General features: G+C 73.0%; 19 protein-coding genes. 6 read left to right on the forward strand and 13 right to left on the reverse strand.

The annotated features are described in order from the left end of the window. Window positions 1-4: 4 nt before the first annotated feature. Complete coding sequence (locus AAW13_RS10295; protein WP_046728473.1) at window positions 5-970, reverse strand: ABC transporter substrate-binding protein; 966 nt, start codon at window positions 968-970, stop codon at window positions 5-7. A 188-nt stretch (window positions 971-1,158) separates the two neighbouring features. Here AAW13_RS10295 and AAW13_RS10300 point away from each other — a divergent pair, with 188 nt between their 5' ends. Next, window positions 1,159-1,866, forward strand: a complete 708-nt coding sequence (locus AAW13_RS10300) for an IclR family transcriptional regulator domain-containing protein (RefSeq protein ID WP_046728474.1) — start codon at window positions 1,159-1,161, stop codon at window positions 1,864-1,866. Here AAW13_RS10300 and AAW13_RS10305 read toward each other — a convergent pair. The 4 genes from AAW13_RS10305 to AAW13_RS10315 form a co-directional block, all read right to left on the reverse strand. Then, complete coding sequence (locus tag AAW13_RS10305; RefSeq protein WP_046728475.1) at window positions 1,817-2,764, reverse strand: PDR/VanB family oxidoreductase; 948 nt, start codon at window positions 2,762-2,764, stop codon at window positions 1,817-1,819. The genes AAW13_RS10300 and AAW13_RS10305 overlap by 50 nt on opposite strands. Beyond that, entirely contained in the window at window positions 2,761-2,931 is a 171-nt protein-coding gene (locus AAW13_RS45850; protein WP_167391699.1) for a hypothetical protein, read from the reverse strand. Before AAW13_RS45850 ends, AAW13_RS10305 begins: the two co-directional genes overlap by 4 nt. After that, window positions 2,928-3,992, reverse strand: a complete 1,065-nt coding sequence (locus AAW13_RS10310) for an aromatic ring-hydroxylating oxygenase subunit alpha (RefSeq protein ID WP_046728476.1) — start codon at window positions 3,990-3,992, stop codon at window positions 2,928-2,930. The genes AAW13_RS45850 and AAW13_RS10310 overlap by 4 nt, the downstream gene beginning before the upstream one ends. 196 nt (window positions 3,993-4,188) lie before the next feature. Further along, window positions 4,189-4,584 carry a nuclear transport factor 2 family protein gene (locus AAW13_RS10315; protein WP_046728553.1) on the reverse strand — a complete coding sequence of 132 codons (396 nt, stop codon included), beginning with the start codon at window positions 4,582-4,584 and terminating at the stop codon, window positions 4,189-4,191. Between the two features lie 56 nt (window positions 4,585-4,640). Between AAW13_RS10315 and AAW13_RS10320 the strand changes: the two genes are divergently transcribed. Further along, entirely contained in the window at window positions 4,641-5,219 is a 579-nt protein-coding gene (locus tag AAW13_RS10320) for a PadR family transcriptional regulator (RefSeq protein ID WP_046728477.1), read from the forward strand. Between the two features lie 36 nt (window positions 5,220-5,255). Here the strand turns inward: AAW13_RS10320 and AAW13_RS10325 are convergent, their stop codons facing one another. The 4 genes from AAW13_RS10325 to AAW13_RS10340 form a co-directional block, all read right to left on the reverse strand. Then, window positions 5,256-6,407, reverse strand: a complete 1,152-nt coding sequence (locus AAW13_RS10325; RefSeq protein ID WP_046728478.1) for a C40 family peptidase — start codon at window positions 6,405-6,407, stop codon at window positions 5,256-5,258. Between the two features lie 96 nt (window positions 6,408-6,503). Continuing rightward, the gene (locus tag AAW13_RS10330) at window positions 6,504-6,986 is read right to left on the reverse strand and encodes a sigma factor-like helix-turn-helix DNA-binding protein (protein WP_046728554.1); all 483 of its coding nucleotides are present in this window, start codon (window positions 6,984-6,986) and stop codon (window positions 6,504-6,506) included. Window positions 6,987-7,252: 266 nt separating this feature from the next. Further along, window positions 7,253-7,918 carry a M15 family metallopeptidase gene (locus tag AAW13_RS10335; protein ID WP_046728555.1) on the reverse strand — a complete coding sequence of 222 codons (666 nt, stop codon included), beginning with the start codon at window positions 7,916-7,918 and terminating at the stop codon, window positions 7,253-7,255. Window positions 7,919-8,003: 85 nt separating this feature from the next. Continuing rightward, complete coding sequence (locus tag AAW13_RS10340) at window positions 8,004-11,054, reverse strand: AfsR/SARP family transcriptional regulator (protein ID WP_046728479.1); 3,051 nt, start codon at window positions 11,052-11,054, stop codon at window positions 8,004-8,006. A 398-nt stretch (window positions 11,055-11,452) separates the two neighbouring features. Here AAW13_RS10340 and AAW13_RS10345 point away from each other — a divergent pair, with 398 nt between their 5' ends. From AAW13_RS10345 to AAW13_RS10355, 3 genes are all read left to right on the forward strand, one after another. Then, window positions 11,453-12,388: a hypothetical protein gene (locus AAW13_RS10345; RefSeq protein ID WP_046728480.1), complete on the forward strand. Its 936-nt coding sequence runs from the start codon at window positions 11,453-11,455 to the stop codon at window positions 12,386-12,388. Between the two features lie 171 nt (window positions 12,389-12,559). Then, complete coding sequence (locus AAW13_RS10350) at window positions 12,560-13,006, forward strand: hypothetical protein (RefSeq protein ID WP_240528589.1); 447 nt, start codon at window positions 12,560-12,562, stop codon at window positions 13,004-13,006. 202 nt (window positions 13,007-13,208) lie between these two features. After that, complete coding sequence (locus tag AAW13_RS10355; protein ID WP_046728482.1) at window positions 13,209-15,257, forward strand: phosphocholine-specific phospholipase C; 2,049 nt, start codon at window positions 13,209-13,211, stop codon at window positions 15,255-15,257. Window positions 15,258-15,421: 164 nt separating this feature from the next. On the opposite strand, the gene AAW13_RS10360 is transcribed toward AAW13_RS10355, so the two are convergent. Beyond that, entirely contained in the window at window positions 15,422-16,375 is a 954-nt protein-coding gene (locus tag AAW13_RS10360; protein WP_046728483.1) for a DMT family protein, read from the reverse strand. Then, complete coding sequence (locus tag AAW13_RS10365) at window positions 16,372-17,166, reverse strand: phosphatase PAP2 family protein (RefSeq protein WP_046728484.1); 795 nt, start codon at window positions 17,164-17,166, stop codon at window positions 16,372-16,374. The genes AAW13_RS10360 and AAW13_RS10365 overlap by 4 nt, the downstream gene beginning before the upstream one ends. A gap of 250 nt (window positions 17,167-17,416) precedes the next feature. Here AAW13_RS10365 and AAW13_RS10370 point away from each other — a divergent pair, with 250 nt between their 5' ends. Further along, window positions 17,417-18,031, forward strand: a complete 615-nt coding sequence (locus tag AAW13_RS10370) for a TetR/AcrR family transcriptional regulator (protein ID WP_046728485.1) — start codon at window positions 17,417-17,419, stop codon at window positions 18,029-18,031. Between the two features lie 148 nt (window positions 18,032-18,179). On the opposite strand, the gene AAW13_RS10375 is transcribed toward AAW13_RS10370, so the two are convergent. Next, window positions 18,180-19,337: a DUF2510 domain-containing protein gene (locus AAW13_RS10375; RefSeq protein WP_046728486.1), complete on the reverse strand. Its 1,158-nt coding sequence runs from the start codon at window positions 19,335-19,337 to the stop codon at window positions 18,180-18,182. Window positions 19,338-19,470: 133 nt separating this feature from the next. Further along, on the reverse strand, window positions 19,471-20,613 hold the full coding sequence (locus AAW13_RS10380) for an anhydro-N-acetylmuramic acid kinase (RefSeq protein ID WP_046728487.1): 1,143 nt from the start codon (window positions 20,611-20,613) through the stop codon (window positions 19,471-19,473). Window position 20,614 lies beyond the last annotated feature (1 nt).

The following is a 20,614-nucleotide window of genomic DNA, read 5'->3' on the forward strand; positions in this document are numbered from 1 at the left end:
CTGGTCACGGCAGCAGTTCGTCCAGGTCGGGTGCCGTCTTGAAGAGGCCGTCCTGCTCGCTCAGCTTCTCCAGCGTCTCGATCGAGGAACGGTTCGCCTCGGCGGGCCACTTGGGCAGGGTCACCTTGGCCAGCACGTCCGCCGGGGTCTTCGTGTAGGTCGTGACGATCTGCCGGACCTCGTCCGGGTGCGCGTCCGCGTAGGACAGCGACTCCGCGACGGCTTCCTGGAACTTCTTCACGACGGCCGGGTTCTTCTGCGCGTACGACGTCGACGTGAAGTACATGGCGACGGTGAGGTTCCGCGCCACGTCGACCAGCGGCGAGGCGATCTCGCCGGCGCCCTGGAGCTTCATGGTCGCGAGGGCGGGCTCGACGGCCATCGCCGCGTCGATCTGGCCCTTGTCGAGCGCGGCCGGCATCTGGTCGAAGGCGAGCTCGACGAAGTTCACCTTGTCCGGGTCGCCGCCCGCCTTGCGCACCGACTCGCGCACCGCGGTCTCGTTGATGTTCTTCAGCGTGTTGACGGCGACCTTCTTGCCCTCCAGCTGCTTCGCCGACGTGATGCTGCTGCCCTTCTTCACCACGAGCCCGCCGAAGTCCTGGCCGGCCACGCCGGTCGAGGCCACGCCGTTGGCGATGGCCCGCACCGGCACCCCGTTGGACTGGGCGATCATCAGCGAGGTCATGTTGCTGAAGCCGAACTGGAACTGACCGCTCGTCACCCCGGGCACGATGGCCGCACCGCCCTGCGCGAGGGTGGTCGACAGCTTGAGTCCGCGCTTGCTGAAGAAGCCCTCCTTCTGGCCGAGATAGAGGGGGGCCACGTCGACGATGGGGATGATCCCCACCTTGACGGTGGTGGTGCCGCCGGACGAGGACGAGGTGGACGACGAGCCCCCGGAGGAGCCGCAGGCCGCCGTGGCGAGCAGGAAGGTGCCGGCGGCTAGACCGGCGAGCAGACGACGCATGGCTCCTCCTGTGCAGACAACGGTGTTCCGACAGGGTGTGCGCTGTGCGCACAATGGTGCTCGGTTGGTGCTCAGCGGGAAAGTAGAACCGGCCGTACGACCCGGTCAATGGTTTTAGCTGACAAAATTGTTGACAGTTATCGAACCGCGCTCTCACCGTGTTCCCGTGACGAACCGGGGAGGCGCCGATGCCGAGCGAGGATGCCCGTCCAACGCACTTCGTGAGGTCCTTCGAGCGCGGGCTCGCCGTCATCCGCGCCTTCGACGCCGAACATCCGGCGCGCACGCTCAGCGAGGTGGCCCGCGCCTGCGACCTGACCAGGGCCGCCGCCCGCCGGCTGCTGCTCACCCTCGCGGACCTGGGTTACGTGCACTCGGACGGCCGCCGGTTCCGGCTCACCCCGCACGTCCTGGAACTCGGCTACGCCTACCTCTCCGGCCTCGACCTGCCGGGCCTCGCGCAACCGCACCTGGAGCAACTCGTCGCGCTGACGGGGGAGTCGGCGGCGCTGTGGGTGCCGGACGCCGACCACGTGGTGTGCGTGGCGCGGGTACCGGCCCCGCGGGTGATGGCGGCGACGGTCGCGGTGGGGGCGCGCGCGCCGGCGTACGGCACGGCGACGGGGCGGGTGTTGCCGGCCGGCGGTCCGCGCTACGCCCTGTCGGAGAACGACCTGGAGGACGGCGTCAGAACACTGGCCGCCCCGGTGCGGGACCGGAGCGGCCGGGCGGTGGCCGGGGTGAACCTGGCGACGCACTCCGGGCGGACCTCCGCCGAACAGGCCCGCCGCGAGCTGCTGCCGCACCTGCTCGCGGCGGCGGCGCGGATCGAGGCGGACCTGCGGATCACAGATCGAGCACCAGACGTTCCCCCCGGCACCTCGAGACGCAGATGAGCATGGTCTCCCCGGCCGCCCGCTCCTGCTCGGTGAGCACCGAGTCCCGGTGGTCCGGCGTGCCCTCCAGGACGTCGGTCTCACACGTGCCGCAGGTGCCCTCGGTGCAGGAGAAGAGCACCTCGACGCCGGCGGCCCGGACGGTGTCGAGCACCGACACCCCCGGCGGGACGGTGACGGTACGACCGCTCTGCGCGAGGACGACCTCGAACTCCCGGTCCCCGCCCGCCTCGTGCCCGTCCGGCTCCTTCGGCCGGAACCGCTCGACCCGCAGCACCCCGGCCGGGCAGCGCTCCTCCACCGCGTCCAGCAACGGTCCCGGACCACAGCAGTACACGAGGGTGCCGTCCGGGACGTCGTCCAGCACCGAGCCGAGGTCCAGGAGCCCCGTCTCGTCCTGCGGGGCGACGGTGACGCGGGTGCCGCCGTACCGGGCCAACTCGCCGGTGAACGCCATCGACTGCCGGGTCCGGCCGCCGTACAGCAGCGTCCACTCGGCGCCCGACGCCTCCGCGGCGGCCAGCATCGGCAGGATCGGGGTGATGCCGATACCGCCCGCGACGAACCGGTAGCGGGCGGCCGGCTCCAGCCGGAAGTGGTTGCGCGGCCCGCGCACCCGCACCTTGTCGCCCACCCCCAGCTGTTCGTGGACGAAGGCGGATCCGCCCCTCCCGTCCGGTTCCTGGAGCACCGCGATCCGCCAGCCCGTCCGGTCGCCGGGATCCCCGCAGAGGGAGAACTGCCGCTCCAGCCCCGGCCCGAGCAGCACGTCGAGATGGGCTCCCGGCTCCCAGCCGGGCAGCTCCTCGCCGAGGGGATGCCGAAGGGTGAGGGCGATCACGCCGTCGGCCGCCGGCTCCCGCTCGCCGACGACCAGTTCGGCTTCGTACAGGCTCATGCGGTGCGCTCCGGGGGCTGGTGTCCTTCGGGATGACCGAGCATCCACTCCCACATCTCGACCGGGTCCTGGGCGGTGTGCTCGGCGCCGCAGTGACAGGTGCCGTGCAGCACGTCGGTGCCCGGCAGCCAGTCGATGCGGTAGACCTCGCCCGTCGAAGTGCTCACAGGACCTTCTCCACGGGCTTGTCGCCCTCCTCGACCAGCCGGGCGAGGATCCGGCGGGCCGCCAGGCCACCGGTGTCGATGTTGATGCTCAGCTCCTGGTATCCCGCACGCTCCGAACCCAGCGTCCGCTGGAGCAGGTTGAGGGCGTCCACGTCCTGCATGACCACGGTGTGGTTGTTGCTCCGCAGGAACTCGGTGACCTCGGCGTCGTCGGTCGCCCAGTCCCGCGAGACCATCCAGAAGTCGTACACCCTGCCGTCCGAGGACGGGGTGATCGCGTAGGTGATCTCGGTGTGGAAGCCGTGCGGATCACTGCCGTCGGCCTCCGGCACCACGCCGACCGGGGCGATCCGGCTGTGCAGCAGGTAGAGACACGGCGCGTGGTACTCGATGTCCTGCCAGCGGGTGATCCGGCCCTCGATGCCGGTCGAACGGGCGTAGAACGGCGGGCACTCGGCGTCGTCCATGCGCCGGCTGACCCGCACGATCCCCGCGCCCTCGTCGACCTCGGTCGTGATGGGCGTCTCGGCGACCTCCGGGGTGCCGATGTACCCGCCGTGCAGATACGTCTCGTGGGAGAGGTCGAGAAGGTTGTCGACGAGCAGACCGTGGTCGGCGTCGATGGGCTCCATACCGCGGACGGTCGTCCAGCCGGGGGAGTCGAGGTGGCGCGCCCGCGGTATGGACCGCGGGTCGGCGAGCGCCGGGTCGCCGATCCACACCCACACCAGCGAGTCCTGCTCGACCACCGGGTAGGAGGCGACCCGGGCGGTGCGCGGGACGCGTTTCTGCCCCGGCACGTACACGCACGCGCCGGTCCGGTCGTAGGTGAACCCGTGGTACCCGCACACGATCCGGTCACCGTCGAGCCCGCTCTCCGACAGCGGGTAACGCCGGTGCACGCAGCGGTCGCTGAGGGCGACCGGCGCACCGTCCTCCTCGGCCCGGTAGAACACCAGCGGTTCCCCCAGGACCGTCCGCCCGAACAACTCCCGGCCGACCTCGTGACTGTAGGCGGCGACGTACCACTGGTTCCTGGCGAAGGCGGTGATGTGCGGCATCTTTGCGGCTCCCGTCTCGGATGGGTGGTGGCATCGTCGAGGAGCCCGTCCCGCCCCCGCAACGGCCCTTCCGCCTCACGGAAGGTCGCCAGCGGAACGCCTGATCAGAGCGGTACTGGCCGTCCTGGGCCCACACCGGAAGCCGGGCGGTCGGCACCCTCGCCGACCCTGCGCCCCGGCCGGGGGCCCGGCGTGTTCACTCAGCCGTGGTGGCCTCCTGGGTGATGCGTTCGAACTGGGCGCCCATCGCCTCGGCCAGTGCGTGGGCGGCCGAGAGCGGGCGGACCATCACCGTGAACTCGTCGATCCGGCCGTCCTCGTCGAAGTGCAGGAAGTCGCAGCCCTGGAGCTGCTTGCCGGCCACGGTCGCCGTGAACACGAAGGCGTGGTCGCGGCCGTCCGGGTTCGCGATCTCCCGGACGTACCTGAAGTCCTCGAAGACCCGGGACACCGCGCGCAGGATGGTCGCGGTCATCGCCTTGCCCGGGTACGGCTTGAAGGCGACGGGGCTGGTGAAGACGACGTCGTCGGCCAGCAGCGCGGCCACCGCGTCCATGTCGCCGTCCTCGACGGCCTTGCGGAAGGGGTGCATGAGGTCCACCTCGTCTACTAAAAAAGTTGACTATCTCCGCATGCTAGCGTGTCCCCATGGCGCTACGGAACGCGGTGATGGCGGCCCTCCTGGAGGGCGAGGCCTCCGGATACGACCTCGCGAAGGGATTCGACGCGACGGTCGCCAACTTCTGGACGGCGACGCCCCAGCAGCTCTACCGCGAACTGGAGCGGATGGCGGAGGCGGGACTGATCACCGCGCGCGTGGTCGAGCAGGAACGCCGGCCCAACAAGAGGCTGTTCGCGCTGACCGCGGCCGGTCGCGAGGCCATCCGCGCCTACACGGCCGAGCCCCCGTCGCGGCCGTCCGTGGTCCGTGACGAACTGCTGGTCAAGGTGCAGTGCGCGGACGCCGGCGACCTCGAGGCGGTCCGCGCCGCCGTCGCCGAGCGCATGGAGTGGGCCACCGCCAAACTGGCCCGCTACGAACGGATCCGGCGGCGCCTGCTCGCCGGGCGCTCGGAGGAGGCCTACTTCGCCGAGGCGGAGCGCGTCGGCCCCTACCTCACCCTGCTGCGCGGGATGGCCTTCGAGCGGGAGAACCTCCAGTGGGGGGACCTGGTGCTGCGGCGGCTCGGGCAGCGGGCGGGCGTTGATGGACAACAAAGTGAGTAGAGCGGCGGACGGGGGGCTCCGTCCGCCGTACTCAGGTCAGCAGGTGGCCACTCCCGGCAGCCACGCCGGGCCCTTGATGTAGATGTTGGTCAGCCACGCGCCGTTGGTCAGCTTTGACCAGGCGTCGTTGGTGTAGCCGTCGGCCGTGACCGTCTGGGCGTGCGTCTGGCAGACCACGTTCACCGTCGTCGGCTGCGGGAAGTAGTCCACGACACCGGCGTTCACGTTGGGCTCGCTGTGCGTGCGCACGCCGGTGCCCCAGGTCTGGAACGCCGTGCTTCCCCCGCCCGGCGGCGGCGGGGTGTCACCGCCGCAGTCCGGGATGCCGGGCAGTTCGGCCGGGCCCTTGATGTAGATGTTGGTCAGCCAGGAACCGTCGGCCAGCCTGGACCAGATGTCGTTGGTGTACCCCTCGGCGGTCACCGTCTCCGCGTGCTCCTGACACTGAACGGAGACCTGGGTCGGCCCGGCGAAGGTGTCCACGACGGCGGACCGCACGCTCGGCGTCGTGTGCGTGCGCACCCCCGTGCCCCACGTCTCGAAGGTCGTACCGCCGTCGGCCGGCGGCGGCACCGGAGTACCGGACGGGTTGACGCGGATCGCGCCGGCGTAGTCGCCGCCGGTGCGCACCGGGGCCACCCGGATGTGGGTGCCCGACTCGTACGCCTCCACCATCTGCCCCGCGCCCAGGTACATGGCGACATGGTGGACGTGTCCGCTGCCCCAGAACATCAGGTCGCCGGGGACCAGGGGAGCCGTACCCTGGGCCGCCGAGAAGCGCGCCGAGGCCTGCGGGCTGTGGTACTGGTCGTCGGCCGTGCCGTTGAGCAGGTCCCTGCCGGTCGCCCGGTAGTACGCGTACCGCATCAGGCCCGAACAGTCGAAGCCCTTGCGCTCGTTGTCGTGCAGGCTGTCCGGGTCGGAGCCGTCGTAGTAGCCGTACGTGGCACCGGGTGTGGCGCCGTGGCCGCCGCCCCAGCTGTACCAGACGCCGATCTGGGAGCAGGCCGCCGCCACCGCGGCCTCGGCGGTGGCGGAGGCACCGGAGGCCAGCACACCGCAGGTGGCGTCCTGGGCGGCGCGCGGCGCGGCGGCGGTGGCGGCGGCATGGGCGGTGGTGGACAGCAGCGGGACCGTGGCGAGAGCCGCCGCGACGACGATCGCCCTGCCGGGTGTGGTGAGCCTCAAGATGCACGTCCTTCGTCGACATGGAGTGGGGGGCGGGGGTCGCGCGAACTGCCCGGGTGCCGCGTCCCACCCCCGTGGGGACGCGGCACCCGGAACTCAGCCGGCCAGCGCCGCGCGCATCTTGGCCAGCGCCCGCATGCGGTTGCGCTGGACGGTGCCGCGATGGGCGCCGAGCCGTTCCCCGGCCGTGTCGTGGGTGAGGCCCTCCAGGTCGACGAGGATCACCGCGGCGGCCTCCTTGGGGGAGAGCACGCTCAGCAACGCGAGGGCGCTCGCCGAGGCCTCGTACGTGCCGAGCCCGCCGTCCCAGCCCGCCTCCGGCAGCCGGTCGGTGGTCCGCTCACGGCGGGAGGGGTGCAGCCAGGAGTCGCGCAGCAGGTTCAGCGCGACCGTGCAGGTGTAGGCGTACGGGTGCTGCTGGGCCGTCAGACTCCGGGCCCGGGCCCGCCGGGAGAGCCGCAGATACGTCTCCTGCACCAGGTCGTCGGCGTCGTGCGGATTCCCGGTCAGGGCGATCAGCCGCCTGCGCAGCCGGGGCATGTCAGCGGTGAAGGAGGCGTCGAAGTCCCCCGGACTCATGTGGGCTTCGCCGGCGCGGCCCGCGCCCGTGTGGCCCGCCCCCCTGTGCTCCTCGCTCCTGTGCGCCTCGCCCATGTGTGCCTCGCCCATGTGCTTTCCGCCCATGTGCTTTCCGCCCATGTGCGTCCCACCCATGTGCTCGGCGCCCGTGTGCTCCTGTCTGTCGGCGTGTGGGTCCTGCGTACACGTGCCGCCGTGGTTTTCCATGGTCGTCCCCCGTTGGCCGGTCGTGCGGTGTGGTCGTGGTCGGGTGCGCGGGCCGCCGGTCAGGCGGTCCGCGCGGGTGCGGCGGCGGGGCCGTACCGGGCGGCCGGCGCCCCGGTGAGCAGGGCCCAGTACCGGTCGCCGTAGGACCAGTGCCACCACTCGGTGGGGTAGTTGACGAAGCCGGCCGTGGTCAGCGCCCGGTCCATCAGCCCCCGGTTGGCGCGCGCCTCCGCGTCGATGTTCGCCGCCCCGGTGCGGCAGGCACCCGCGCTCTCCTCGGGCGTCGCGTTGACCTCCGTGCCCAGCGCCAGCTCGGTGCCGTCCGCGGTGCACAGGGTGAGGTCCACCGCGCCGCCGCTGACGTGCGGGGCCACCTCCGGCGGGGAGATGTAGGCGCTGGCCAGCTCGCGGATCCGGGCCGGGCCGGCGTCCGGATGGGCGGCCCGCAGGGTCGCCGCGTACTCCTCGAAGTAGCGGCGCTGTAGACCGGGCGGCCGGTAGCCCTCGACCACCAGGAACCGGATCCCGGCGGGCAGCAGCGACTGCGCCCGCAGCAGCCGCTGCGCCACGCCGAGCCGCAGCCGGGCGTAGCTGCCGTCGGCGTCGGCCTGGCGGCGGTCGATCCGCAGGCCGGGTGTCGTACGCAGGTCCACCAGCGGTTCACCGCACTCCTGCTCGGTGACCTCGGCGACCCGGGAGTCGGAGAGCGTGATGATGTCCGTCACGAGAAACAGCGTGCCGGGCACCCCTGCAATTGCTCTGCATGTTCCCTGCAAGCGTGCCACCAGGACTTCTACAGCCCCGGCCCGGCTACGACAGCTCGTCCTCCCGACGCTCCCACGCCTCCCGTCCGCCCAGCGAACGGAACACCTCCAGCGCCTCCGCCCGGGCCGCCCGCGCACCGCGCGCGTCACCTTCCGCGGACCACACCCGGGCCAGGTCCCACACCGTGCGCGCCCGCCACAGCGGCAGGCCCAACTCCGCCCAGAGCGCGGCCGCGTGCTCCAGCGGCTCGCGGGCCCCGGCGATGTCCCCGGCCGCCAGCGACCGCTCCCCGAGCGTGCGCAGCACCAGCGCCTCGCCGAACCGGTCCTGCCGTTCCCGGGCCACCGCCAGACAGCGCGCGAGCCGCCGCCCCGCCTCCTCGGTCCGGCCGGTCCGCAACTCCACCTTGGCGAGAGACTGTTCGGTGTACATCACGCCCAGGGTGTCGTGCAGACCGGTGAAGAGCCGCAGTGCCTCGTGCAGCAGTGGTTCGGCCTCCCGGCACCGCCCCTCGGCCCGGTCGCAGAGCGCCAGCGAGCGCAGCGTGAGGCCCTCGCCGTGCAGATCGGCGGCGGCCCGGTACAGGTCGAGCGCCCCGGACAGCGCCGCCCGCGCCGGCGCGTCCCGGCCCTGCTCCCGGTGCACGTAGCCGATGCCGTACAGCACCCGGGCCCGGACCCCGGCGTCCGCCGCGTCGCCGTACCGCTCCAGCGCGGCCTCCAGCAGCTCCAGCGCCTCCGGGTACCGGGCCTGTTCGCGGCGGGCGGTGCCCATCCCGGCCAGCGCCACCGCGGAGCCGTCCGGCGCCCGGTCCTCGAACAGCCGCAGCGCGTCGGCGAAGTAGGCGTACGAGTCCTCGAACCGGTCCTGTTCGTAACGGAGCTGGCCCAGGCCGGCGAGCAGCCAGGCCTCGCCCTCGACGTCCCCGCTGCGCCGTACCGCCGCCATGGCCGCCGTGTGCGCCCTGGACCAGGCGTCGAACTGGTTGTACAGCGCGGCCGAACTGGCGATCAGCGCCCCGGCGAGGTCCCGGGCGGTACGCGCCATCCCGTGGTCGGCGCAGTGTGTGACGGCGGCCAGCAGCCCGGCCTGCTCGGCGGCGAACCAGGCCGCGGGCCGGGCGAGCAGCGCCGCCTCGGTCTCCGGGTCCAGCGGCCGGACCGCGGCCGGTTCGGGGAAGTGCCGGCTCGCGCCGCCGGGCCCGCGGGCGGCGGCCTTGCGGGCCAGGTCCAGCCAGCTGCCGGCCAGCCGCCGGACCGCCGCCGTGCGGTCGTCGGCGCTCTCCTCGGACAGGCAGCGCTCGCGGGCGTGTTCGCGGGCGAGATCGTGGATGCGGTAGCGGGGCAGGCCGGTACCGTCCATGCCGATCACGTCGATGAAGTGACAGTCGACCAGCCGTTCGACGGCCTCCTCGGCGTCCTCGGTCCCTATGTCGAGCAGCGGGGCGGCGATCCACGCCGCGAAGTCGGGCAGGTCCAGCAGCGCCAGCCGGCGCAGCGCCCGCCGCTCCTGCTGATCGAGGTCGGCGTAGCCGAGTTCCAGGCTGGTGCGCAACTCCAGGTCGCCGGCGCTGAGTTCGTTGAGTCTGCGGCGTTCGTCACGCAGCCGTCCCGCGAGCCGTCCCGGCGCCCAGTGCGGGCGGGCGGCCAGCCGGGCGCCGGCGATGCGCACCGCGAGCGGCAGCCGCCCGCACAGGGTGACGATCTCGGCGGCCCGTTCCGGTTCGGTACCCGTCCGCCGCTCGCCCGCCACCCGGCGCAGCAGGTCGAGGGCCTCGGCCTCGTCCGGCACCGTCAGATCCAGATGGACGGCCCCCTCCAGGGCCACCAGCCTGCGACGGCTGGTGACCAGCACCGCCGAGCCCGGACCGGGCGGCAGCAGCGGCCGGACATGGGCCTCACCCGCGGCGTTGTCCAGGACGATCAGTACCCGCCGGTGCCCGATGTGGGTGCGGTACACGCCGGTCAGTTCCTCGACACCGGAGGGCAGCGTGTCCGGGTCGACGCCCATCGCGCGCAGCAGCCGGGCGAGTGCGTCGGCGGGCTCCAGGGGGGTGGCGTCGGCGGCCCTGAGGTCCACGAACAGGCGTCCGTCCGGGAAGAGTTCGGCGGTGCGGTGGCCGACGTGCACGGCGAGCGCCGTCTTTCCCATGCCGGAACGCCCGGAGATCACCCCGATCGGCGGGGCGGTCCGGCCGGTGTCACCGACCCCGCGCAGCAGCTCGGTCGCCCACCCGACCTGCTCCGCCCGGCCCACGAAGTCGGCGATGTCGGGCGGCAGATGGGACGGCGCGGGGTGGGGCGGGCCGCTCCGGGGAGCCGGTACCGGCAACGCGGCCGCACGGCCGGTCCCCAGCACACCGGTGTCATGCCGGAGCACGGCCTGGTGCACCGCCCGCAGCTCCGGCCCCGGGTCGATGCCCAGCTCGTCGCGGAGCACCGCACGGCCCTCCTGGAAGACGCGCAGCGCGTCGGAGACCCGGCCGGTGCGGAACAGGGCGGTCATCAGCTGGCCGCGCGGCCGCTCCCGCAGCGGATGCGCGGCCACGTGGGCGAGCAGCGGCGCGATCGCGGCGTCCGCGCGGTCCAGTTCCAGCGCCAGTCCGAAGGACTCCTCCTCAGCCACCAGCCGCAGCTCGGCGAGACGGGCCGCCTCGATCCGGGCGAAGGACTGGCCGAGCCCCTCCAGGGCCTCCCGGCCCCGCCACAGCCCGAGCGCCTCGGCCAGCAGCCCGGCCGCCTCCTCCGTACGCCCCGCGGCCCGCCCCGCCGCGAGGAGTCCCTCGAAACGGCGCGCGTCGACCTGCGCGGGAGCGAGGTCGGTGAGGTACCCCGGGGGCCGGGTACGGATCACCTCGGCCGCGTCCACCCGGGCCAGGGCACGGCGTACGGCGGAGACATGGGTGGCGACCAGGGCGCCCGCGGTGGCCGGGGCCTCCTCGTCCCACACGAGGTCCACCAGGCGCTCGGTGGAGACGACCTCGCCGAGGTGCACCACGAGCGAGGCGAGGACCGCGAGGGGTCGGGGGCCGCCGAGCGGGACCCGCCGGCCGCCCTCCCAGACCTCCACCGGCCCGAGCAGACGTACTTCGAACATCGAACCCCGATCGCCGCTGCCAGCGGATGCCGACAACGATATCGGCGGCCACCGTCAGGGCAGGCCGAGAACCGGGCCGTCGTGTCCGGAAGCCGTCCGTCCGACCGGATGGCCCGGACCGCCACGATGCCCGGTGTGCCGAGGGGTCCTGGGCCCGTCGGTGCCGTGGGGGCCGTTCTCCCTCCTGGCGCAGTTGGCTGGTTTCTGTGGGTGGCCACAGCGGCCCCTGTGCGGGAGACGGTCCGTCGCCCGCCCTCGTATGAGCGGGTACCCGGATCCGTCACGGCATGCGTCGCGCCGGAGACTCCTCGCGACCGGGTGTCATACGAACGCCCCCGCGGTGGCGTCAACGGCCTGTGAGCACCGAGCCGTTCGCCGTCCGCCCAGGGAGTCGCCCGATGAAGCGCACCGCCTTCCGCCGCAAGGCCGCGCGACTGAGCGCCGTCGCCGCCGTGGCCGCGCTCGCCCTCACCGGCTGCTCCCGGACGTCCGGCGACGGCTCGGCGCCCACCGCCGCCCACCGGGTCCGCGACCTCACCTACGCGGAGGACCTGCGGGTCTCGGACGCCGAACAGCGCCTGGTCGCCCGGTGCATGGCCCGGCACGGCTTCCGCTACTGGACGGACCGCCCGCTGACCCTGGCCGAGAGCAGGCCGCTCGGCTACGTGCAGGACGACGTGGGCTGGGCCCGTACCTACGGATACGGCAGCCGGATCACGGCGAAGGAGGACCGCGCCCGGCTGCGCAACCCCAACAGCGCCTACCGCGCAGGCCTGGGCACCACCCGGAAGGCGGCGTACGACAGCGCGCTCGACGGCGGCCGGCAGGCCGAACTGCTGCGTACCGAGGCCCCGGGCGGGGGCAGGGTCAGCAAACGGACCGGCGGCTGCGACGCGGAGGCGGAGCGGACGCTGTACGGCGACCCGGGGACCTGGTTCCGGCTCGACACCACGGCGAGCAACCTGCGCCCGCTCTACGTCGGCGCACTCCTGCACGACCAGCGGTTCACCGCCGCCGTGCACGCGTGGTCGGCCTGCATGAAACGGGCCGGTCACGCGTACCGGGACCCCGACGCGGCCCGGCAGGCCACCCGGGAGCACCCCGCGGTCCAGACCCGGGCGGAGGAGGCCAGGAGCTTCGCCGCCGAGACGCGGATCGCGGTCGCCGACGCCACCTGCGCCCGCGCGGTCTCCCTCAGGTCCGTCGGCCAGGACCGCGAGGCCCACTACCTGGCCCGGCTGGACGGCGAGTACGGCGCCCGGCTGGACGCCTACCGGCAGGTGCGGCTGACCGCGCTGGAGCGCGCCGAGCGGATCGTGCCGGCCCGCACCTGAGACCCCCGTACCCGAGCCCCCGTAACCGAGCCCCCGTACCCGAGCCCTCCGCACCTGGCACCCCCGCATCCGACACTCACCGCACCCCCCCATGACTCCGCGGCACCCGCCGCGGCCCTCTCCCACACCTACCGCCTCCGACGAGGCAGAACGGGATTCACCATGCGCAAAATGACCCTCGCCCTCACCACTCTGGCCCTCGCCGCCGTCGGTTTCGCCCTCCCCGTGAACGCGCAGGCCTCCGCGGGATGCAACGCGCAGTGGCCGGGCCGCGACGGCAACGTGCGGGCCTGGAAGGACTGGGACTGCGCGGGCGGCCTGCTCGGCGTCACCGCGGGCAACGACGCCAGCTGGGCGGACGGCGCCGGCGGCTTCCAGGGCGTCGGCAACGTCGCCTCGTCCGTGATGAACAGCGGCTACGTCGGCGGCAAGGACGTCGTGGCCTTCTACTACTACGCCGACTACTCGGGCGGTTACGGCTGCCTCAAGCCGGGCGAGCTCTACGTGGACGACCTCACCCGCGACCACTTCACCGACGGTCACTCCATGAACGACAACATCATGTCCCACCAGTGGGTGACGGCGAGCGCCTGCGCCGCGGGCTCGTTCATCAGCTGACCCCCCGGCCGACCGGTCACGGCTGTCCCCCGGCCGTGACCGGTCCAGTCGTCCTACCCGTTCCCCACCTCCCGTACGGCCGAGTTTCACATGCGCGCCACCAGACCCTTCCCTGACGTTCGATGCCCTTGGAACACTCGCACCCGCACACATCCGCCCTGTTCCGGCCATCCCGTACGTCAGGATGAGAGGTCGTCCACTCATGACCGAAGTCAACCGGCGCCGTTTTCTTCAACTCGCGGGCGCCACGACGGCGTTCACCGCGTTGTCCAGCAGCATCCAGCGTGCCGCCGCGCTGCCCGCGAACCACCGCACCGGGTCGATCGAGGACGTCGAGCACATCGTCGTCCTGATGCAGGAGAACCGTTCGTTCGACCACTACTTCGGCACCCTCAGAGGTGTCCGCGGCTTCGGCGACCCGCGTTCGGTCACCCAGAACAACAAGTCCGTGTGGCACCAGTCGAACGGCACGAAGGACATCCTGCCCTTCCACCCGGACGCCGACGACCTGGGCCTCGCCTTCATCCAGGACCTCCCGCACGGCTGGGCCGACACCCACAGCGCGGTCGACAACGGCAAGTACGACAAGTGGGTGCCGGCCAAGGGCTCCACGACGATGGCGTACCTGAACCGGGACGACATACCGTTCCACTACGCGCTCGCCGACGCCTTCACCGTCTGCGACGCGTACCACTGCTCGTTCATGGGCTCCACCGACCCGAACCGCTACTACATGTGGACGGGGTACACGGGCAACGACGGCCAGGGCGGCGGGCCGGTCCTCGGCAACGACGAGGCCGGCTACAGCTGGACGACCTACCCCGAGCGCCTGGAGAAGGCGGGCGTCTCCTGGAAGATCTACCAGGACGTCGGCGACGGCCTGGACGCGGCCGGCGGCTGGGGCTGGATCCAGGACGCCTACCGCGGCAACTACGGCGACAACTCGCTGCTCTACTTCAAGCAGTACCAGAACGCCAAGCCCGGCGACCCGCTGTACGACAAGGCGCGCACCGGCACCGACGCCACCAGGGGCGAGGGCTTCTTCGACCAATTGAAGGCCGACGTCAAGGCCGGCGAGCTGCCGCAGATCTCCTGGGTCGTCGCCCCGGAGGCGTTCACCGAGCACCCCAACTGGCCCGCCAACTACGGTGCCTGGTACGTCTCCCAGGTCCTCGACGCGCTCACCGCGGACCCCAAGGTGTGGGCGAAGACGGCCGTGTTCATCACGTACGACGAGAACGACGGCTTCTTCGACCACCTGATCCCGCCGTTCCCGCCGGCCTCCGCCGCGCAGGGCAAGTCCACGGTCGACCCGAGCCTCGACCTCTTCAAGGGCGACGCGAGCCATGCCGCCGGTGCCTACGGCCTCGGCCAGCGGGTGCCGATGATCGTCGTCTCCCCGTGGAGCAAGGGCGGTTACGTCTGCTCCGAGACGCTCGACCACACCTCGATCATCCGGTTCATGGAGGCCCGCTTCGGCGTCCACGAGCCGAACATCTCGCCCTGGCGGCGTGCGATCAGTGGCGACCTGACCGCCGCGTTCGACTTCTCCCGCAAGGACACCAAGCCGGTCGCACTGCCCGGCACCGACGGCTACCGACCGCCGGACAGGAACCGGCACCCCGACTACGTGCCCACGCCGCCGGCCAACCCCTCGCTGCCCAGGCAGGAGCGCGGCTCGCGGCCCACCCGGCCGCTCAAGTACGCCCCGGTGGTGGACGGCGCGCTGGACGCGTCGGCCGGCAAGTTCACGCTCACGTTCGCGTCGGGCGCCCACGCCGGCGCGGTGTTCCTCGTCACCTCGAACAACCGCGCCGACGGCCCCTGGAGCTACACCACCGAGGCCGGCAAGTCCGTCTCCGACACCTGGAACTCGGCGTACTCGGGCGGTGCGTACGACCTGACCGTGCACGGACCCAACGGCTTCCTGCGGACCTTCCAGGGCCCCGGCAAGGTAGCGGGCCCCGAGGTCACCGCCCGGCCGCACGGCGACGACATCGAGCTGACGCTCACCAACCGGGGCTCCGGCACGGTGAAGCTGACGCTGGCCGACGGCTACGGCGGCCGGACGCGCACGTTCACCGTGCGCGCGGGGGCGACCGTGCGGCACGTCGTCCACCTCGGGCACAGCCACCGCTGGTACGACGTGACGGTCACCTCCGACGCCGACAGGACGTTCCTGCGGCGGTTCGCCGGGCACGTGGAGAACGGGGAGCCGGGTGTGAGCGACCCGGCGATCATCACGGAGTGACCGGGGGTCGAGCCGGACACGGCCGACGTCCGTGGAGAGCCGCGGGCGTCGGCCGTGGCGTTTCGCCCTCCGTGGGAGCGGGAGCCTTGTTCGCGCGGCCGCGGGTGCGTGGGGGCTGGTCGCGCAGTTCCCCGCGCCCCTGACGGGGCGCCGCACAGGGCCGTTCAGAGGGTTGTGAGGTGTTCCGTCTCTGGTTTCTGGTGGGGGAGCAGGGCCTGTTCCGCTGCTCTCCGCGCCTCCTCCAGGGCCAGTACCGCGGCCACCGGATGCTGTTCGTCCGGGGCCGTGAGCGGTGCCGGCGGGGTCACGCGGGTGAGCAGCACCACGCCCCAGGAGGCCAGAGCCGCGCCCGCCAGGGCCAGCAGGACGCCCGTCGCGCCGCCCTTCAGCCCCTGGCCCAGGAGGGTCAGGCCGATCACCGCCGCCGCCACCGGGTTGGACAGGGTGACGACCGCCAGCGGGGCGCCGAGGCCGCCTCGGTAGGCGGTCTGGGAGAGCAGCAGGCCGCCCACCGCGAACGCGGCCACCAGCACGGCCCCCACGATCACCTCGGCGCTCAGCAGCGGGCCCGAGGGGTCCGTCGCCGCCACCGTCACCGTCTGGGTGAGCGCGGAGGCCACGCCCGAGGCGAGACCGGACGCGGTCGCGTGGCGCAGGCCGGGGCGGGTGCCCGGACGGGACAGGGCGCCGATCAGGACGGCCGTCGTACCGGCCACCGCGAGGGCTTCGGCCAGGCCCAGCACCCGGTGGGGTGCCGGACCCGAGGCCGTGACGAGCAGGGCGCCGAGGCCGAGCAGGGTGAGGGCGGTGCCCCGCCACTCCGTCGGCGTGACCCGGCGGCCGGCCACCCGCGCTCCCATCGGCACGGCGGCGACCAGGGTGAGCGCGCCCAGCGGCTGGACGAGGGTGAGCGGGCCGTACTTGAGGGCGACGACGTGCAGCAGGGCGGCGCCCGCGTTCAGGCCGACCGCGGCCCACCAGGCTCCGGAGCCGAGCAGTCGTACCAGGCCCGTTCCGGGGGTCTTCGAGGCGAGGCGTTCCTGGGCGACGGCGGCGGCCGCGTAGGCGACGGCCGAGACCAGGGACAGGGCGACGGCGACCACGGCCGCGGTGCTCATCGGCCCGCCCCCGCCAGTACGGGCTCTTCCGGTACGAGGGTGCGGGTGCCGCGGCCGGCCGTGGTGGCCGTGCGGTGCGGCGGGTTCATCAGGGCGAGGGCGACGCCGAGCATCGCGGTGGCGACGATCGCGTCCAGCCAGTAGTGGTTCGCGGTGCCCACGATCACCAGCAGGGTGACCGCGGGGTGCAGCAGCCACAGCCAGCGCCAGCGGGAGCGGGTCGCCACGATCAGGCCGACCGCCACCATCAGGGCCCAGCCGAAGTGCAGCGAGGGCATCGCCGCGAACTGGTTGGAGAGGTGGTCGCGGGCGGGCGGGCCGTAGACGGAGGGGCCGTAGACCCGCGCGGTGTCGACGAGGCCGGTCGCGGCAAGCATCCGGGGCGGTGCCAGCGGGAACGTGAAGGGCAGCACCAGCGCGGCGGCGGTGACCGCGGCGAGGACCCGGCGGGCCCAGACGTAGTGCGCTGGGCGCCGCAGGTAGAGCCAGACCAGGAAGGCCACCGTGGCGGGGAAATGAACCGTGGCGTAGTAGGTGTTGGCCAGGTGGACGAGGGTGTCGCCGTGCAGCAGTGCGGACTGCACGTCGACCTCCGAGGGCAGACGCAGTGTCCGTTCCAGGTCCCAGATCCGGTGGGCGTTGTGCACCGCCTCGGCGGTGTGGCCGATGGCCAGTTGCCGGCCGGACTTGTAGACGAGGAAGAGCCCTGCGACGAGCAGGAGCTCACGGAGGAGCGGCGGCCGGGCTATCGCGCCCGGCTCCGGTTCTGCCGGCTCGGACTGGGATCTCATCCCAGGCCCCCTCACTGACGGTGGTGCTGTGTCGAGTCCGGGCGGTGGCCCGGACTCGCCGATACTCATCGATACGGAAGCGTACCGAAACGCCATGGTACCGATACGCCACTGTACCGATACGGCCGAGTACCGGTACAGTGGCGTATCGATAGACGTGGGCCACACTGGTTGTAGGTTTCCGCCCCGGCCGAACGGCGGGCGGTGCGGAAGTGATCCGCAAGTGATGCGCGAGTGAGGAGAAGAGCACATGACGTCGCAGGCCGCGGACGGACCGGACATGGTCGCCGCCTCGCGCCGCTCCAAGATCACGCCGGAGCGTGAGCGGGAGTTCTTCGACGCCGTGCTCGAACAGATCCGCGAGTGCGGTTACGACTCCGTGACCATGGACGGCGTCGCCGCCAGCACCCGGTGCAGCAAGTCCACGCTGTACCGGCAGTGGAAGACCAAGCCGCAGTTCGTCGCGGCGGCGCTGCGGGCCAACCGCCGGGTGCGCTTCGTCGGCATCGACAACGGCTCCCTCGCCGAGGACCTGCGGGAGGTCGCGCGGGCCGCCGGCGACTGGTCACGCAAGGACACCAAGCTGCTCCAGGCGCTGGGCCACGCGGTGCACTCGGACGCGGAGCTGGCGCAGGCGCTGCGCGAGGCCCTGGTCGAGCCGGAGATCGCGGCGCTCCAGGACATCCTGCGCCGCGGTGTCGAGCGGGGCGAGGTGGCCGAGGGGCATCCCGCGCTGGACTACGTCCCCGCCATGATGTTCGGCGTCCTGCGGGTGCGGCCCGTGCTCACCGGCGAGTACGCCGACGCCGACTACCTGGTCCGCTTCGTGGAGGCCGTGGCGCTGCCCGCACTCGGACTGACCTGATGACCCAGGCCGCCGTCCACGGGATGACTGGACGGTGACCTGTTCGCGCCGCACCGTGGGGACGGGGGCGGCGCGCACCCCCCGGCCGGGTGGGGCGCCCCTTTGAGCGGAGGGGCGCTCCACCCGGCCGAACACTGTTCCCGGGCGGTCAGGTGTCCTGGCCGCTGCCGCCGCCCGTGGACACCTTGATGCCCGCGGTGATCGAATCGATCACCGACTCCTTCTGGCCGACGTCCACGCCGAACCGGACCACCACGATCTGCTGGGAGTTCGCCGGCGACGGGAAGGCCAGCGACTCGACGTAGCCGTCGGCGCCCTTGCTGGTGACGACCTTCCAGCGCACCAGGTAGCCCTTCTGCCCGGCCACCGTGACCGCCTTGGAGGCCAGCACCTGGTGCGAGGTGATCGAGCCGTAGGTCGTGCCGCCGTACGACTCCTTGGCGCCGGCCGAGATGTCCGCCTTGGCGACCGCCTCGGCCGTGCTGCCCGAGGTGCCCAGCAGGACCGCGGGGGCCGAGTAGGCGCCGCCGGCGGTGCAGGGCTGGGAGGTGTCGCCGGGGCACTTGTAGGAGTCGTTGGAGGTCACCGACGCGCCCGCCTGGGTCTGCTGGCCGTACCAGTCGGAGGGGATCGGGAGGCTGATGCCCGACACCGGGTCCGTCACCGAACCGCTCTTGATCTTCGGTGCCTCGGACTGGTTCGGGGCGGGCGACGCCCCGCCGTCCGAGCCACCGGAGCCACCGGAGCCGTTCGAGCCACCGGAGCCACCGGAGCCGTTCGAGCCGCCGGAGCCGCCGGAGCCGCCGGAGCCGTTCGAGCCACCGGAGCCGCCGAACGGGAAGCCCTGTCCGCCGTTCTGCCCGTTCTGGCCCTCGGTGCCGCCCTGGCCGAAACCGCCCTGTCCGCCCGGCCCCTGCTGCGAAGCCTGGTTGTCGTTGTCGCTGCCGTTCGCGGTGAGCGCGTACACACCCACCCCGATGGCGGCGAGCACCGCCGCGGCGATGCCGACGGCTATGCCGGTACGCAGCCCGCGTCTGCCCGCGGGCGGCGCCGCCGGGTACCCCGGGTATCCCGGATAGGCCGTCGGGTACGCCGGATGGACGCCGTCGGCCTGCGGATACGTCCCGTCCGCGGCCGACGGGGCGCCGGCGGCCGGCGGCTGCGGCGGGGGACCCCAGTCCGCGCCCGATCCGGCGGGGCGGGTCTGTTCCGTCCACGCCTTGCCGTCCCACCAGCGTTCGGTGGCCGGACCGTCACTTGTCTGCCCCGGGTCGGGGTACCACCCGGGAGGAGTCACCTGCGTCATGCTCCTACCGTATGAGGCGTCGGTGAAAGTGGGATGAGAGGATCCGGCGACTTTCGGATGAGTGCCTCAGGCGCGCTTCACATGGCCGCGGGCCGCCGACGAGGCGCAGCCGGCCGCGTGCCCGCGGCCCGCCTCACTCGATCCGCAGCCGCGCCGGCGGACCCGGCGCCGGCGGCGGCAGCCGCAGCCCCTCCCGGCCCGGGGTCAGCGAGCCCAGGAAACTCGGGTGCCGGGCGCCGGTGGCGGACGGGACGGTGCCCGGCAGACCGTGCGCCGTGAGGAAGCCGAGGACCGCGAACGCGTACGCCTCCTTCGCCGCCGCGGGCAGCCCCAGTTCGTCGGAGACACGGACCGGTGTCCCGGGCAGCAGGCCGCGCAGCGCCTCCAGCAGCACCGGGTTCCGGGTGCCGCCGCCCGAGGCGATCACCTCCGTCGCCCCCGCGCCCCGCACCGCGTCCGCCACCGTACGGGCCGTCAGCAGGGTGAGCGTGGCCAGCGCGTCCTCCGCGGACATCCCCTCGGGAGCCCGCCAGTACCCCGGGTGGAACAGCTCCTTGCCGGTCGTCTTCGGCGCGGGGAGCGCGTAGTACGGCTCCGCCAGCAGCCCGGCGAGCAGCGCCGCGTCCGGCCGGCCGCGTGCCGCCAGGGCGCCGTCCACGTCGTACGGCAGCCGCCCGGCCGTGAACTCCCGGGCGGCCGCGTCCAGCAACGCGCATCCCGGCCCGGTGTCGAAGGCCGTACCGTCCGGGGCGGTGAGGTTGGCGATCCCGCCGAGGTTCAGCGCCACCGGCGTGCCCGGCCGGCCGCGCAGCCACAGCAGGTCCACCAGGCTCACCAGCGGGGCGCCCTGGCCCCCGGCCGCCACGTCCCGCGGCCTCAGGTCGGCGACCACCGGCAGCCCCGTCGCCTCCGCGATCCAGGCCGGCTGCCCGAGCTGGAGTGTGCCGTGCACCCGGCCGCCCTCCGCCCAGTGGAAGACCGTCTGCCCGTGCGAGGCCACCCACTCGGCCCGCCCGCCGCACAGCTCGCGGTCGGCCCGGACGGCCGCCGCCGCGAACGCCTGCCCGATCCGGGTGTCCAGCAGGCACACCCGCGCCAGCGGCACCGCGGCCGGGGGCAGCGCCGCGGCCAGGGCGTCCCGCAGTTCGTCGTCGTACGGCGTGCTCACCATCCCCAGCGGCTTCAGCAGCAGCGTGTCGTCCACCAACCGCAGCTCGGCCGCCGCCGCGTCCACCGCGTCGTACGACGTCCCGGACATCAGACCGATCACCAGCACT

The sequence above is a fragment of the Streptomyces humi genome, from assembly GCF_001005085.2.
Taxonomy (GTDB): Bacteria; Actinomycetota; Actinomycetes; order Streptomycetales; family Streptomycetaceae; genus Streptomyces; species Streptomyces humi.

Bases quoted from the DNA above. Each gene is read 5' to 3' on its own strand.
- AAW13_RS10295 (WP_046728473.1), bottom strand. From the start codon at position 970: ATGCGTCGTCTGCTCGCCGGTCTAGCCGCCGGCACCTTCCTGCTCGCC.
- AAW13_RS10300 (WP_046728474.1), top strand. From the start codon at position 1,159: ATGCCGAGCGAGGATGCCCGTCCAACGCACTTCGTGAGGTCCTTCGAG.
- AAW13_RS10305 (WP_046728475.1), bottom strand. From the start codon at position 2,764: ATGAGCCTGTACGAAGCCGAACTGGTCGTCGGCGAGCGGGAGCCGGCG.
- AAW13_RS10310 (WP_046728476.1), bottom strand. From the start codon at position 3,992: ATGCCGCACATCACCGCCTTCGCCAGGAACCAGTGGTACGTCGCCGCC.
- AAW13_RS10315 (WP_046728553.1), bottom strand. From the start codon at position 4,584: ATGCACCCCTTCCGCAAGGCCGTCGAGGACGGCGACATGGACGCGGTG.
- AAW13_RS10320 (WP_046728477.1), top strand. From the start codon at position 4,641: ATGGCGCTACGGAACGCGGTGATGGCGGCCCTCCTGGAGGGCGAGGCC.
- AAW13_RS10330 (WP_046728554.1), bottom strand. From the start codon at position 6,986: ATGAGTCCGGGGGACTTCGACGCCTCCTTCACCGCTGACATGCCCCGG.
- AAW13_RS10340 (WP_046728479.1), bottom strand. From the start codon at position 11,054: ATGTTCGAAGTACGTCTGCTCGGGCCGGTGGAGGTCTGGGAGGGCGGC.
- AAW13_RS10345 (WP_046728480.1), top strand. From the start codon at position 11,453: ATGAAGCGCACCGCCTTCCGCCGCAAGGCCGCGCGACTGAGCGCCGTC.
- AAW13_RS10350 (WP_240528589.1), top strand. From the start codon at position 12,560: ATGACCCTCGCCCTCACCACTCTGGCCCTCGCCGCCGTCGGTTTCGCC.
- AAW13_RS10355 (WP_046728482.1), top strand. From the start codon at position 13,209: ATGACCGAAGTCAACCGGCGCCGTTTTCTTCAACTCGCGGGCGCCACG.
- AAW13_RS10360 (WP_046728483.1), bottom strand. From the start codon at position 16,375: ATGAGCACCGCGGCCGTGGTCGCCGTCGCCCTGTCCCTGGTCTCGGCC.
- AAW13_RS10365 (WP_046728484.1), bottom strand. From the start codon at position 17,166: ATGAGATCCCAGTCCGAGCCGGCAGAACCGGAGCCGGGCGCGATAGCC.
- AAW13_RS10370 (WP_046728485.1), top strand. From the start codon at position 17,417: ATGACGTCGCAGGCCGCGGACGGACCGGACATGGTCGCCGCCTCGCGC.
- AAW13_RS10375 (WP_046728486.1), bottom strand. From the start codon at position 19,337: ATGACGCAGGTGACTCCTCCCGGGTGGTACCCCGACCCGGGGCAGACA.